This is a genomic window from Sphingomonas flavalba, from assembly GCF_004796535.1.
Taxonomy (GTDB): Bacteria; Pseudomonadota; Alphaproteobacteria; order Sphingomonadales; family Sphingomonadaceae; genus Sphingomonas_L; species Sphingomonas_L flavalba.
In genome coordinates, this window is sequence record NZ_SPHY01000004.1 from 219,028 (window position 1) to 233,179 (window position 14,152).

The window sequence follows — 14,152 nt, forward strand, 5'->3', positions numbered from 1 at the left end:
TTCTCAGTAAACGGGCAGGCTGGTGCACAGGCTGCCGGCGCCGCCGAACTGGGCGGTCGCCGAGTTGCAGGTCCAGTTCTGGTACCAGGTGTCCGCGGCGTCGCGGACGGCGCCGATATAGTCGGTCTTGACCAGGAAGTTGGTCGCGTCGTTCAGGGTCGAGGCGTCGAACGCGGTGACGCCCCGCTCGTTCGCGCCGTTGACGAACAGGTCGGTCAGCGTCGCGGTGAAGGCCGAATTGTTGTTGGTGCCGGCCGCGAACAGCGCCGCGACCGCGTCATTGGTGACGCCGCCGGTGCCGCTGAACGGGGTCGTGCAGCCGGTCAGCACCACCGAGTTGAACTTCGGCGGGCCGGCCTCGTCCTTGGCCGCGTCGGCGGCCTGCATCGCCGCCGGGGCGTTGACGCGCAGACACGGCAGGCCGACCTGGGTCGACAGGATGCCGTTGACCATCGTGTAGTCGGCACCACCGCGGATCAGCACCGCGGCGTTGTTGGAGTTGGTCGGGACGCGCGAGATGAAGGTGAAGTTGGCCAGGCGGACGTTCTGGCGCGGCTTCGCATCCTCGTTGCCGTTCGAGTCGGCCTCGATCATCGAGTCGCCGACGCCGCCGCCGGCGCGCTGTACGGCGATGACGAACTGGATGAAGCCCTTGTAGCCGACGTCGGTGTCGAGGTTGTCGTCCTCGTTGCCGGTCAGCACCAGATACTTCATGTTCGGACGGCCGCCGAACACCTCGATGCCGTCGTCCGAACTGTTGTGGATCTGGATGTGGTCGATCTGGGTGGCGGAACCGACGCCGCTCGGCGTCAGGCCCTGCAGTTCCTTGTCGGCCGACAGGACGAAGCCGGAATAGCGGATCTGGACATAGCTCATCCGACCGCTGTTGTCGGCCGGCTGGGCACCGCCGTAGAGCGCGTTCGACGTTCCTTCGGTATCGCGCTCGCACGCCACCGTGCCTTCCGCCGCGCCGGGCGCCAGGCAGTCGGTGACCGGGGCGCGGCCGAGCAGCACGACGCCGCCCCATAGCTGCGAACTCTGGTCGTCGACCGAGCCGGTGACGTTGCCGCGCGCGGTGAAGACGATCGGGCGGGTCGGGGAGCCGACCGCATCGATCCGGTTGCCGCGGTTGACGACGAGGTAGGACACGCCGGTCGAGCCGAAAATCACCACGCCCGGGTCGATGGTCAGGGTCACGACGGTGTTGGTGCTCGCGGCGCCCTGGTCGGTGCCGACGTCGACGCGGCCGGGCAGCGAATAGATGACGCCGGGCACGTAAGGCACCTGGGTGTTGGCGGTGAAGCGGTCCGGGAAGGCGCAGTTGAGATAGGTGCCGGTCGGGCCGGAAATGGTGCCGAGGTTGGTATAGGGGCCGGCCGGGCAGGCCGCCGCCGGGGTGACCAGGCCGGGGCCGGACGGCGTCGGCGTCGGGGCCGGAGTGGGCGCCGGTGTCGGCGCCGGCGTGACGATCACGCCTTCGCCGGGGGACGCGACATCGTCGGCGCCACAGGCGGCAAGCGGCATGACGGCGCCGAGCAGGAGAAGCAGTCGAATCCGCGGCATCGGGAAACCCCCATCGAATGTTGAAAAGCTGTACCCTGCCGGCACGGCCGGGCTGAGGGGGCTCTAGGGACGGCCGATGATGCTTTGATGGCGCTCCGGTTATGGTTGTGTGACGATAAGATGACGGTTCGATGACAGGTGCCGGGCCGGGACGGGCGGGATGGACGGCGGCGCGATTTGCCCGCAAGCGGGCCGGATGACCAACGGCGAGTCGATACGGCGCCCTCCGGGCTGGCGCGGCGAGGCGCGGGCGACGCTGGTGCTCGCCACCCCGCTGGTGCTCAGCAACCTGGCGCAGGCGATGATCGCGACGACCGATGTGCTGCTGCTCGGCCGGCTGGGGCCGGACGCGCTCGCCGCCGGCGCGCTCGGCGTCAACCTGGTCAACGCCTTCCTCATCTTCGGCATCGGCCTGATCACCGCCGTGTCGCCGATGATCGCGCGCGAGATCGGACGCAAGCCGCATTCGGTGCGCGACGTCCGCCGCACCGTGCGCCAGGCGATGTGGAGCGCGGCGCTGCTCGCCCTGCTGTTCTGGGCGATCCTCGCCTTCGCCCGGCCGATCTTCGGTCTGCTCGATCAGGATCCGGCGCTGGCGCGCGAGGCGGCCGCCTTCACCCACATGATGATGTGGGGGATGCTGCCCTTCTTCCTGTTCCTGGTGCTGCGCTGGTTCATGGCGGCGCTGGAAATGCCGAACTGGGCGCTGGTCATCGGCGCCGGCACCGTCGTGGTCAACGCGGTGCTGAACTACGGCCTGATCTTCGGCAAGCTCGGCATGCCGGCGATGGGCGTCGTCGGCGCCGGGCTGGGCAGCGCGATCACCAACCTGCTCGGCTTCATCGCCGCCGTCGTCGTCGTCTCCGTCCACCCACGCTTCCGGCGCTACCGGCTGTTCGGGCGGTTCTGGAACGCGGACTGGGCGCGCCTGCTGGAATTGTGGCGGCTCGGCCTGCCGATCGCGATGACGCTTGGCTTTGAGGTGACGGTTTTCAACGCCGCCATCTTCCTGATGGGGCTGATCGGCACGGCAGAGATCGCTGCCCACGCCATCGCCATCCAGATCGCGGCGCTGTCGTTCATGGTCCCGCTCGGCATCGGCCAGGCGGCGACGGTGCGCGTCGGCCTCGCCTTCGGCCGGCGCGACGCCGCCGGCATCGCCCGCGCCGGCTGGACCGCCTATGGCCTCGGCACCGGCTTCATGTGTGTGATGGCGCTGGTGCTGCTGGTGCTGCCGCGGCCGATCGTCAGCCTGTTCATCGACCTCGCCGATCCCGCCAATGCGCGGGTGGCGACGCTGGCGGTGCATTTCCTGCTGATCGCCGCGATCTTCCAGATCGTCGACGGCGCCCAGACGGTCACCGCCGGCATGCTGCGCGGCATCCACGACACCCGCGTGCCGATGCTGTTCGCGCTGTTCGGCTACTGGGCGATCGGCATGGGGGTTGGCGCCGGGCTTGGCTTCGGCGCGGGGCTGGGCGGCATCGGCATCTGGATCGGGCTGGCCAGCGGCCTCGCCGTCGTCGCGGTGCTGATGACCTGGCGCTGGGTCCGGCGCGAACCGCTGGGGTTGCTGGCACGCTAGCGGCGACGGCGCTATCCACGGCGGCGTGGACCAGCCCGCCGAAGCCTCGCCGCTGCGCAAGATCATCCATGTCGACATGGACGCCTTCTTCGCGTCGGTCGAGCAGCGCGACGACCCGGCGCTGCGCGGCCGGCCGGTTGCGGTCGGCGATGCCGGCGCGCGCGGCGTCGTCGCTGCCGCCAGCTATGAATCGCGGGTGTTCGGCGTGCGCTCGGCGATGCCGTCGGCGCAGGCGCTGCGCCGCTGCCCGGACCTGATCTTCGTGCCGCCGCGCTTCGACGCCTATTCAGCGATATCGCGGCAGATCCGCGCGATCTTCGCCCGCCACACCGCGTTGATCGAGCCGCTGGCGCTGGACGAGGCCTATCTGGACGTGAGCGGCGCCCCCTCCGCCACCGCGATCGCCAAGGCGATCCGCGCCGCCATCCGCGCCGAAACCGGGCTGACCGCCTCGGCCGGCGTGTCCTACAACAAATTCCTCGCCAAGCTGGCGTCGGACCAGAACAAGCCGGACGGGCTGTGCATCATCACCCCGGCGAAGGGGCCGGCCTTCGTCGCCGCGCTGCCGATCCGGCGGTTCCACGGCGTCGGGCCGGTGACGGCGGCGAAGATGGCGCGGCTCGGCATTGCCACCGGCGCGGACCTGCGCGCCAAAAGCCTCGCCTTCCTCCAGGCCGAGTTCGGCCACTCGGCCAGCTATTTCCACCGCGCCGCGCGCGGGATCGACGACCGGCCGGTCAGCCCCCACCGTGCCCACCGCTCGGTCAGCGCCGAACGCACCTATTTCCCCGACCTGACCGCCGACGCGGCGATGCACGAGGCGCTCGACGTGGTCATCGCCGCGCTATGGACGCGGGTCGAGCGGATCGGGGTCGGCGGGCGAACGGTGACGCTGAAGCTGCGCTACGCCGGATTCCGCACCGTCACCCGATCGCACAGCACCACCGCGCCGCTGACCGAACGCGCACCGGTCGCCGAGACCGGCCACGCGCTGCTCGCCGGCCTGCTGCCGGCGGCGCAGGGCGTCCGCCTGCTTGGCCTGACCCTGTCCAACCTGGTCGACGGGCGGGCAGCAGCGGAGGGCCAGCTTGACCTGGCGCTGTGAGGGGCCTTGTCATGCGGCTGCAACAGGATGGACCGAAGGGGGGCGCCATGACCAATCCCATCTCCCGCCGCGCGCTGATCGGCGGCCTCGCCATCGGCGCGCTCAGTGCCCCCGCCATACTGCGCGCCCAGCAGTTGTTCACCGCCTATCCGTTCACCCTCGGCGTCGCCGCCGGCGATCCGTCCGCCGACGGCTTCGTGCTGTGGACCCGCCTCGCCCCCGATCCGCTGGAGCCGCACGGCGGCATGCCGCTCGCCCCGGTCGAGGTCGAATGGCAGGTGGCAAGCGACGCGGCGATGCGCGACGTGGTGCAGAAGGGCACCGCCCTCGCCCGCCCGGAACTGGCGCACAGCGTCCATGTCGAGGTCGCCGGGCTGGAACCGGGCCGCCCCTATTGGTACCGCTTCACGATCGGGCGGGAACGGACGACGATCGGCACCGCGCGCACCCTGCCCGCCGCCGGCGCCGCGATCGACAGGGCGCGCTTCGCCGTCGCCGGCTGTCAGCAATGGGAGGACGGGCTCTACACCGCCTATCGCCACATGGCGGCGGAGGAGCTGGATTTCGTCTTCCACTATGGCGACTATATCTACGAGAACCGCAGCCAGCCCTTCCCGATCGGCTATGACGGCCGCGCCCGCACCCATGTCCGCGACTGGGTCGGCGGCGAACTGTTCAGCCTCGACGATTATCGTCGCCGCTATGCCCAGACCAAGGGCGACCCGGACCTGCAGGCCGCCCACGCCGCCGCCGCCTGGTTCACCACCTTCGACGATCATGAAATACAGAATAACTGGGTCGGCCTGATCGACCAGAAGGATACGCCGCCGGAAATCTTCGCGCTGCGCCGCGCCGCCGCCTTCCAGGCCTATTACGAGCATATGCCGCTGCGCCGCGCCTCCTTTCCCGGCCCGGGCGGAATCCAGATCTATCGCCGCGCCCGCTTCGGTACCCTGCTCGACGCGCATTTCCTCGACACTCGCCAGTTCCGTTCGGACCAGCCGTGCGGCGACGGCTTCAAGGTCGATTGCCCCGGCGAGGACGATCCGAAGGCCAGCGTCCTCGGCGCCGCGCAGGAAGACTGGCTGTTCGGCAACCTCGCCCGGCGAGAGGCGCGCTGGAACCTCGTCGCCCAGCAGGTGATGATGATGCGCCTCGACCGCCGCACCGGCGACGAGCCGCAGCCGATCCGCAACATGGATAGCTGGGCCAGCTACACCGCGCCGCGCGAACGGGTGCTGTCGCGTTTCGCCGGCCTCGGCAACGTCGTCGTCGTCACCGGCGACGAGCACCAGAATTTCGCCGGGGAATTGCAGACCAGGCGCGGCGAGCCGGCGGCGGTCGAGTTCGTCTCGACCTCGATCAGTTCCGGCGGCACGGGATCGGACAAGCGGATCAACACCGACCGGATCATCGCCCGCAACCCGTTCCTGAAGGCGACCAACGACCAGCGCGGCTATCTGCTCGCCACCGTCACCCCCGATCTGTGGCAAAGCCAGTGGCGGGTCGTCGACCAGGTGACGCAGCCGGGCGGCACCATCTCAACCCGCCGCACCTTCCATGTCGAGCGCGGCAAGCCGGTGCTGGTCGACGGCTGAGCAGCGCTGCCGCCGTTGCGCGCCGCGCGGCAATCGCTAGCCGGACACCGCAGGTTCACACCTCGCCGGCAACCGCCTCGCGCCCCTCGGCGAGCAGGGCGGAGAGCAGGGCGTCGGCGCAGGCGTGCAGCGCCTCCGGCCTGGTTGAGCGGACGACGAAATTGGCGCCCGTCCGGCCTTCGCGGAAAAACGGATAGCTGCCGATCTGGCAGCCGGCGTGCGCCTTCTCCGTCGCCGCGAGCAGATCGGCAATCTCGCTCTCCGCCACCCAGCAGCCGACCGTCGTTGACAACACCGGTTGCCCGCCCTCCAGCGTGCCGGACAGCGAATCGAGCATCATCGCGGTGATGTGCGGCACCCCGGCCATGATGAAGATGTTGCCGTGGCGGATGCCCGGCGCGCCGGACATCCGGTTCTCGATCAGCTCGGCGCCCTCCGGCACCCGCGCCATGCGCAGCCGCGCTTCGGTCAGCCCGCCGCGCGTCTTGTAATACGCCTCCAGCATCGCGCGGGCGCGCGGATGGACGACGACGGCGACGCCCAGCGCCGTGGCGATCGCGTCGACGGTGATGTCGTCGTGGGTCGGGCCGATGCCGCCGGTGGTGAACAGGTAATCGTTGCGGGCGCGCAGCATGTTGACGGCCTCGGCGATCGCATCGGTCCGGTCCGGCACCACCCGCACTTCCGCCAGGCGGATGCCCTGCAGGTTCAGCCACAGGGCGATCTGGGAAACGTTGCGGTCCTGGGTGCGGCCGGACAGGATCTCGTCGCCGATGACGACCAGTGCTGCGGTCCAGATACGATCCGTGGTCATGACGCTGCCATAGCGATCCCCGCCGCCCTTTGCGAGGGCGCGTGCGGTCGCTATATCGCGGGCATGACAACTTATATCACCGCGACCGACGACACCGTCCCCGCCCGCTCCAGCGCGATCAAGCTGCACGGACCGGAGGCGTTCGAAGGCATGCGCCGTGCCGGCCGGCTGGCGGCGGAAACGCTCGACGCGCTCGTCCCCCATGTCGTGCCCGGCGTGTCGACCGAGGCGCTCGACGCGATCGTGCGCGACATCAACATCGCCGGTGGCGGCACCCCGGCGACGCTCGGCTACCGCGGCTACACGCACAGCTGCTGCATCTCGATCAACCATGTCGTCTGCCACGGCATTCCCAGCGCCAAGACGTTGAAGGACGGAGACATCGCCAATATCGACGTGACGGTGATCGTCGACGGCTGGCACGGCGACAGCAGCCGGATGTTCCTGGTCGGCGATGTCGGGGTGAAGGCCAGGCGGCTGGTCGACGTCACCTACGAGGCGATGATGCTCGGCATCGAACAGGCGCGGCCCGGCAACCATCTCGGCGACATCGGCCACGCGATCCAGAGCTTCGCGGAAAAGCACCGCTACGGCGTCGTCCGCGATTTCTGCGGCCACGGCCTCGGCCGGGTGTTCCACGACTCGCCGGAGGTCGTCCATGTCGGCCGCCCCGGCACCGGGCCGGAACTGCGGCCGGGCATGTTCTTCACGATCGAGCCGATGATCAACATCGGCCGCGCGGACGTGAAGGTGCTCGACGACGGCTGGACCGCCGTCACCCGCGACCGCTCGCTGTCCGCCCAGTTCGAACATTCGATCGGCATCACCGAGGACGGCTGCGAGATTTTCACCAAAAGCCCCGCCGGGCTGGACCGCCCGCCTTACTGACACCGGTGCAAGCGGGGCGTGACAAGCCCCGGCCGCTGGCGCACACTCCCCGCCGATCGACGGCGATCGAGGAGGGGGGACCGATGCGGACGGGGCGGTTATGCCTGGGCCTGGCGGCGGTGCTGGCGCTCGCCGGCTGCGCCCAGCCGCAGGGGGCGGACAAGGTCGACGGCGCCTATCTCGCCAGCGGTGGAAACGGGGCGGACTGGCCGGCGGTCGGCTACAGCTATGCCGAACAGCGGTTCAGCCCGCTCGACCAGATCAACGCCGACACCGTCGGCCGGCTCGGCATCGCCTGGTATGCCGATCTGCCCGATCCGCGCGGGCAGGAAGCGACGCCGGTCGTCGTCGACGGCATCCTCTACGTCACCGGCCCCTGGTCGAAGCTGTTCGCCTACCGCGCCGCGACCGGAGAGGCGCTGTGGACGTTCGATCCCGGCATCGCCCGCGCCAAGGGCGTCGAGGCATGCTGCGACGTCGTCAACCGCGGCGTCGCGCTGTGGAAGGGCAGGCTCTATATCGGCGCGCTCGACGGGCGGCTGATCGCCCTCGACGCCGCGACCGGCAAGACGCTGTGGAGCGTCCAGACCACCGACCCGGCCAAGCCATACACGATCACCGGCGCGCCGCGCGTCGTGAAGGGCATGGTGATCATCGGCAATGGCGGCGCCGAGTTCGGTGTGCGGGGCTATGTCACCGCCTATGACGCGGCGACAGGCGCGAAGAAATGGCGTTTCTACACCGTCCCCAACCCGACCGGCGCCGCCGACGGCGAGGCGTCCGACGCGATCCTGAAGACCGCCGCCAGAAGCTGGTCGGCGGGCGGCCAGTGGAAGGAATCGGGCGGCGGCGGCACGGTGTGGGACGCGATCGTCTACGACGCGGAACTGGACCAACTCTATATCGGCGTCGGCAACGGATCGCCGTGGAACCACGGCCTGCGGTCGGAGGGCGAGGGCGACAACCTGTTCCTGTCGTCGATCGTCGCGCTGAAGCCGGAAACCGGCGAATATCTATGGCACTATCAGGAAACGCCGGCCGAAAGCTGGGACTATACCGCGACCCAGCCGATCGTGCTGGCGACGATGGTGCTGGGCGGGGCGGAGCGCAAATTGCTGTTCCACGCGCCGAAAAACGGCTTCTTCTTCGCGATCGACCGGACCAGCGGCAAACTGGTCAGCGCCGACCCGTTCGTCGCCAACGTCAACTGGGCCAGCGGCTACGATCCCGCCACCGGTCGGCCGGTCGAAAATCCGGCGGCGCGCTATTACCGCACCGGCAAGCCGTTCCTGTCCGGCGTTGCGCCGATCGGCGCGCATAGCTGGCAGCCGATGGCGTTCAGCCCGAAAACCGGCCTGGTCTACATCCCGGCGAACGAAATCGGCTTCGCCTATCTGCCGCCGCTGTCGCCGGCCGACGCCACGCGCGAGCCGGTCGGCTTCAACGTCGGCGGCAATATGGCGGAAGGCGGCCTGCCGGGCGACGTCAATATCATCAAGGCGGCGATCGCCGCGACACGCGGCAAGCTGGTCGCCTGGGACCCGGTGGCGCGCAAGCCGCGATGGACGGTCGATCTGCCGACACCGTGGAACGGCGGGCTGATGGCGACGGCGGGCAACCTGCTGTTCGGCGGCACCGCGACCGGCGAATTCAGCGCCTGGGCGGCGGACAGCGGCAAACGGCTATGGACGCTGCCCGTCCAGTCCGGGGTGATGGCGGCGCCGTCGACCTTCACTGTCGACGGCGTGCAATATGTCGCGTTCACCACCGGGCGCGGCGGCGTCTGGCCGCTGAGCGCCGGGCTGGCCGGGATGCCGACCGCGCAACTGCCGGACCTGCCACGGCTGATCGTACTGAAACTGGACGGCAAGGGCCGCCTGCCCGCCCTGCCCACCGTCACGGCGGCGCCGTTCGCCCGGCCTCCTACCACCGGCACCGCGCCGCAGCTGGCGGCGGGCAAGGCGCTGTTCGGCCGCTACTGCATGGTCTGCCACGGGGCGGAGGCAGCCGGCGGCGGGGTGACGCCGGACCTGCGCCGCTCCGCCGTGCTCGCCAATGCCGCCGCCTGGCGGGCGATCGTCGTCGACGGCGCGCTCGCCGAACGCGGCATGGTCGGCTTTGCCCGCGTGCTCGACTCGGCCGGGGCGGAATCGCTGCGCCACTATGTCATCGACCGCGCGCAGTGGATGAAGGCCAACGGCGCCCTGCTCGCACCTGCACAGTAAACATGCCTGATTTTTAGGCAGGGCGCCCCTTCCTGCCCGAATAACGGGCAACGGACAGCGACGGAAACCGCGCAAATCCTTATTCCGTTGCGGTTCGCCCGCTGGCACGCTTATTGAAAGCAGTTGCAGCATGCGCGCGTGCGCGGGGGATCAGACGTGAAGAAGATCGAAGCGATCATCAAGCCGTTCAAGCTGGACGAGGTGAAGGAGGCGCTGCACGATGTCGGCGTGTCCGGCATCACCGTGACCGAAGCCAAGGGCTTCGGCCGGCAGAAGGGCCATACCGAGCTGTATCGCGGCGCCGAATATGTCGTCGACTTCCTGCCCAAGGTGAAGCTTGAGGTCGTCGTCGACGACGCGCTGGCGCCCCGGGTGGTGGAGGCGATCGCCGCCGCCGCCCAGACCGGGCGGATCGGCGACGGCAAAATCTTCGTCCTCCCCGTCGAAACCGCGCTGCGCATCCGCACCGGCGAGCGCGATTCCGAAGCCCTTTGACCCCGACCTTTTGCTGCAAGGACTGAAACGCATGGCGAACACGGCCGCAACCCTGTTGAAGCGGATCAAGGACGAGGAGATCGAGTGGATCGACCTGCGCTTCACCGATCCTCGCGGTAAATGGCACCACCTGACCATGGTGTCGGGCGTGATCGGCGAAGATGAGCTGACCGACGGGCTGATGTTCGACGGGTCGTCGATCGGCGGCTGGAAGGCGATCAACGAATCCGACATGATCCTGAAGCCGGACCTGGACGCGGTCTACACCGATCCGTTCACCGCGACGCCGACGCTGATCCTGATCTGCGACGTGGTCGAGCCGTCGACCGGCGAGCTTTACGCCCGCGACCCGCGCTCCACCGCCAAGCGGGCAGAGGCCTATCTCGGCGCGACCGGCATCGGCGACACCATCTACGTCGGCCCGGAAGCCGAATTCTTCATGTTCGACGACGTCCGCTTCGAAACCGGCTACGCGACCAGCTATTACAAGATCGACGATGTCGAGCTGCCCGGCAACAGCGGCCGCGAATATGAAGGCGGCAACCTCGCCCACCGGCCCCGCGTCAAGGGCGGCTATTTCCCGGTCGCGCCGGTCGACAGCGCCGTCGACATTCGCGGCGAGATGGTTTCGACCATGCTTGAAATGGGCCTGCCCTGCGACAAGCATCACCACGAGGTCGCCGCCGCGCAGCATGAGCTTGGCCTGACCTTCGGCACGCTGGTCGAAACCGCCGACCGGATGCAGGTCTACAAATACGTCGTCCACATGGTCGCCCATGCCTATGGCAAGACGGCGACGTTCATGCCCAAGCCGATCCGCGACGACAACGGATCGGGCATGCACACCCACATGTCGATCTGGGAAAAGGGCAAGCCGCTGTTCGCCGGCAACGGCTATGGCGGGCTGTCGGAAACCTGCCTGTACTTCATCGGCGGCGTCATCAGGCACGCGAAGGCGCTGAACGCCTTCACCAACCCGTCGACCAACAGCTACAAGCGGCTGGTGCCGGGCTACGAGGCGCCGGTGCTGCTCGCCTATTCGAGCCGCAACCGGTCCGCGTCCTGCCGCATCCCCTACGGCGCCGGCGCCAAGGCGAAGCGCGTCGAGTTCCGCTTCCCCGATCCGCTCGCCAACCCCTATCTCGCCTATGCCGCGCTGCTGATGGCTGGCCTCGACGGCATCCAGAACCGCATCCACCCGGGTGAGGCGATGGACAAGAACCTCTACGACCTGCCGCCGGAGGAACTGGCCGACGTGCCGACGGTGTGCGGCAGCCTGCGCGAGGCGCTGGACAGCCTGGAGGCGGATTACGACTTCCTGCTGAAGGGCGACGTCTTCGCAAAGGAACAGCTCGAATCCTACATCGCGCTGAAGCGCGAGGAAGTCGCCCGCTGGGAAACCACGCCCAGCCCGGTCGAATACGACATGTATTATTCCGGCTGAGCGATTGCCCCGTCATCCCGGCGAAAGCCGGGGCGACGGGTAACGCAACCGTCATTGCGAGCCCCGCAGGGGCGCGGCAATCCATGGGCCAAGACCGGATCGCCACGGCTCCACGCACCTCGTGATGACGGACGTTCCGTCTGTGCGGGAAAGGCGTTCAGTACGCAGTCGCCGGCGCGCGCCTCTCCCCGGCTCGCCCTCAGATATGCAGCGCGCCGCCATAGGCGCTGAGCACGCTTTCGTGCATCGTCTCGCTCAGCGTCGGGTGCGGGAAGATCGTCGCCATCAGTTCCGCCTCGGTGGTCTCCAGCTGGCGGGCGATGGTGAAGCCCTGGATCAGTTCGGTCACTTCCGGCCCGACCATGTGGGCGCCCAGCAGTTCGCCGGTCTCCGCGTCGAAGATCGTCTTGGTGAAGCCCTCCGCCTCGCCCAGCGCGATCGCCTTGCCGTTGCCGATGAACGGGAATTTGCCGACCTTGACCGCCCGGCCGCTTTCCTTCGCCTTCGCTTCGGTCAGGCCGACGGAGGCGACCTGCGGCCGCGCATAGGTGCAGCCCGGCACGCTGCCCGGCGCGATCGGGTGGACACCCGCCTTGCCGGCGATCGTCTCGGCGGCGATCACCGCCTCATGCATCGCCTTGTGCGCCAGCCACGGCGCGCCGCAGACGTCGCCGATCGCATAGATGCCCCCGGCCGACGTCCGGCAATAGCCGTCGATCTCGATATGGCCGTTCTTCGCCTGGCGCACGCCGGCCTTATCCAGCCCGATATCCTCGACATTGGGGACGATGCCGATCGCGACGATGGCATGGCTGAACTCGGCCTTGTCGACCTTGCCGTCCTTGCCCTTGATCTCGGCGGTCACGCCCTTGGCGGTCGCGGTCAGCGACTGGACGCCGGTACCGGTGTGGATGGTCATCCCCTGCTTCTTCAGCGCCTTGGCGACGAAGTCGGACACCTCCGCATCCTCGACCGGCAGGACGCGGTCGAGCATCTCGACGATCGTCACCTCGGCGCCAAGGTCGTTGTAGAAGGACGCGAACTCGACACCGATCGCGCCGGAACCGATGACCAGCAGCTTCTTCGGCATTTCGTCCGGCACCATCGCGTGGCGATAGGTCCAGATCCGCTTGCCGTCCGCCTTGGCAAACGGCAGTTCGCGCGCGCGGGCGCCGGTGGCGACGATGATGTTCTTCGCCTGCAGCTCGACCGTCTTGTCGCCCTGCTTCACGCTCAGCTTGCCCTTGCCGGCCAGCGCGCCGTCGCCTTCGTAGACGGTGACCTTGTGCTTCTTCATCAGGCCCTTGACGCCCATGTTCAGCTGGTCGGCGACCTTGCGGCTGCGCTGGACGATCTTGCCCAGGTCGAAGCGAGGCGTCGCGGTCAGCCCGTAATCGGCGGCATGGGCCATGTAGTGATAGATCTCGGACGAGCGCAGCAGCGCCTTGGTCGGAATACAGCCCCAGTTGAGGCAGATGCCGCCAAGCCGCTCGCGCTCGACGATCGCGCATTTCAGGCCAAGCTGGCTGGCGCGGATCGCCGCGACATAGCCGCCGGGGCCGGAACCGAGGACGATGAGGTCGTAAGTGTCAGCCAAGATACGCTTCCTTCAAAAATCCCGTCCGTGCCGGCCGGCCGCGCCTACGCCACCAGGCCCAGCGGCTTTTCGACCAGTTCCTTGAACGCCTGCATCAGCCGGGCGCCGACCGCGCCGTCGATCGCGCGGTGGTCGAAGCTGCCGGTCGCGGTCATCACTGTCGCCACGGCCAGCGCGTCGTCGACCACATAGGGCCGCTTCTCGCCGGCGCCGACCGCGAGGATCATGCCCTGCGGCGGGTTGATGACCGCGTCGAACTGCTTGATCCCGAACATGCCGAGGTTGGAGATCGACGCGGTACCGCCCTGGTACTCCTCCGGCTTCAGCTTGCCGTCGCGGGCGCGCGCCGCCAGGTCCTTCGCTTCCGCCGCGATCTTCGACAGCGCCTTGGCGCCGGCGTCGCGGATCACCGGGGTGATCAGCCCGCCGTCGATCGCCACCGCCATCGAGATGTCGGCGCGGCTGTAGCGCAGCAGCGTGTCGCCGGCGAAGCTGACATTGGCGTCGGGCACCCGCTCCAGCGCCACCGCCAGCGCCTTGATCAGCAGGTCGTTGACCGACAGCTTGATCTCCCGGCTGCGCAGGCTGGCATTCAGCTCGCCGCGCAGCGCGAGCAGCGCGTCCAGGTTGCAGTCCATCGTCAGGTAGTAATGCGGCACCTGCTGCTTCGATTCGGTCAGCCGCCGCGCGATCGTCTTGCGCATGTTGGACAGCTTGATCGCCTCGTGCGGAATGTCGGTATCGACCGGCGCCGGGGCAGCCGCCGGGGCGGGAGCGGGAGCGGCGGTGGGCGCGGCGGCCGCCGGGGCGGCACCGCCGCTCGCCGCGACGACGTCGG

Annotated in this window: 11 protein-coding genes; 7 read left to right on the plus strand and 4 right to left on the minus strand. The window is 68.8% G+C overall.

Features of this window, described 5'->3' with window-relative positions:
• Positions 1-3 precede the first annotated feature (3 nt).
• A complete protein-coding gene (locus E4A53_RS06435; RefSeq protein ID WP_136162264.1) occupies positions 4-1,563 on the minus strand; it encodes a hypothetical protein in 1,560 nt (519 codons plus the stop codon).
• 196 nt (positions 1,564-1,759) lie between these two features.
• Here E4A53_RS06435 and E4A53_RS06440 point away from each other — a divergent pair, with 196 nt between their 5' ends.
• From E4A53_RS06440 to E4A53_RS06450, 3 genes are read left to right on the plus strand one after another with little or no spacing between them, the layout of a single operon-like run.
• Positions 1,760-3,148, plus strand: coding sequence for an MATE family efflux transporter (locus tag E4A53_RS06440; protein ID WP_136162265.1), 1,389 nt, complete (start codon positions 1,760-1,762; stop codon positions 3,146-3,148).
• Between the two features lie 25 nt (positions 3,149-3,173).
• A complete protein-coding gene (gene dinB, locus E4A53_RS06445; RefSeq protein WP_136162266.1) occupies positions 3,174-4,253 on the plus strand; it encodes a DNA polymerase IV in 1,080 nt (359 codons plus the stop codon).
• A gap of 47 nt (positions 4,254-4,300) precedes the next feature.
• Complete coding sequence (locus E4A53_RS06450) at positions 4,301-5,851, plus strand: alkaline phosphatase D family protein (RefSeq protein WP_136162267.1); 1,551 nt, start codon at positions 4,301-4,303, stop codon at positions 5,849-5,851.
• Between the two features lie 55 nt (positions 5,852-5,906).
• Here E4A53_RS06450 and E4A53_RS06455 read toward each other — a convergent pair whose 3' ends face one another.
• Positions 5,907-6,665 (minus strand): competence/damage-inducible protein A, encoded by a 759-nt coding sequence (locus E4A53_RS06455; RefSeq protein WP_136162268.1) that lies wholly within the window; start codon positions 6,663-6,665, stop codon positions 5,907-5,909.
• Positions 6,666-6,728: 63 nt separating this feature from the next.
• Between E4A53_RS06455 and map the strand changes: the two genes are divergently transcribed.
• From map to glnA, 4 genes are all read left to right on the plus strand, one after another.
• Positions 6,729-7,553: a type I methionyl aminopeptidase gene (map, locus tag E4A53_RS06460; protein WP_136162269.1), complete on the plus strand. Its 825-nt coding sequence runs from the start codon at positions 6,729-6,731 to the stop codon at positions 7,551-7,553.
• An 83-nt stretch (positions 7,554-7,636) separates the two neighbouring features.
• Positions 7,637-9,778 carry a PQQ-dependent dehydrogenase, methanol/ethanol family gene (locus E4A53_RS06465; RefSeq protein ID WP_136162270.1) on the plus strand — a complete coding sequence of 714 codons (2,142 nt, stop codon included), beginning with the start codon at positions 7,637-7,639 and terminating at the stop codon, positions 9,776-9,778.
• Positions 9,779-9,934: 156 nt separating this feature from the next.
• Positions 9,935-10,273, plus strand: coding sequence for a P-II family nitrogen regulator (locus E4A53_RS06470; protein WP_136162271.1), 339 nt, complete (start codon positions 9,935-9,937; stop codon positions 10,271-10,273).
• Between the two features lie 31 nt (positions 10,274-10,304).
• Complete coding sequence (glnA, locus tag E4A53_RS06475; protein WP_136162272.1) at positions 10,305-11,717, plus strand: type I glutamate--ammonia ligase; 1,413 nt, start codon at positions 10,305-10,307, stop codon at positions 11,715-11,717.
• Between the two features lie 199 nt (positions 11,718-11,916).
• On the opposite strand, the gene lpdA is transcribed toward glnA, so the two are convergent.
• A complete protein-coding gene (gene lpdA / locus E4A53_RS06480) occupies positions 11,917-13,314 on the minus strand; it encodes a dihydrolipoyl dehydrogenase (protein WP_136162273.1) in 1,398 nt (465 codons plus the stop codon).
• A 44-nt stretch (positions 13,315-13,358) separates the two neighbouring features.
• A partial coding sequence (locus E4A53_RS06485) for a 2-oxo acid dehydrogenase subunit E2 (RefSeq protein ID WP_206366259.1) occupies positions 13,359-14,152 on the minus strand: 794 nt, incomplete at its 5' end.

Bases quoted from the DNA above. Each gene is read 5' to 3' on its own strand.
- E4A53_RS06455 (WP_136162268.1), bottom strand. From the start codon at position 6,665: ATGACCACGGATCGTATCTGGACCGCAGCACTGGTCGTCATCGGCGAC.
- map (WP_136162269.1), top strand. From the start codon at position 6,729: ATGACAACTTATATCACCGCGACCGACGACACCGTCCCCGCCCGCTCC.
- E4A53_RS06435 (WP_136162264.1), bottom strand. From the start codon at position 1,563: ATGCCGCGGATTCGACTGCTTCTCCTGCTCGGCGCCGTCATGCCGCTT.
- E4A53_RS06440 (WP_136162265.1), top strand. From the start codon at position 1,760: ATGACCAACGGCGAGTCGATACGGCGCCCTCCGGGCTGGCGCGGCGAG.
- glnA (WP_136162272.1), top strand. From the start codon at position 10,305: ATGGCGAACACGGCCGCAACCCTGTTGAAGCGGATCAAGGACGAGGAG.
- E4A53_RS06465 (WP_136162270.1), top strand. From the start codon at position 7,637: ATGCGGACGGGGCGGTTATGCCTGGGCCTGGCGGCGGTGCTGGCGCTC.
- E4A53_RS06450 (WP_136162267.1), top strand. From the start codon at position 4,301: ATGACCAATCCCATCTCCCGCCGCGCGCTGATCGGCGGCCTCGCCATC.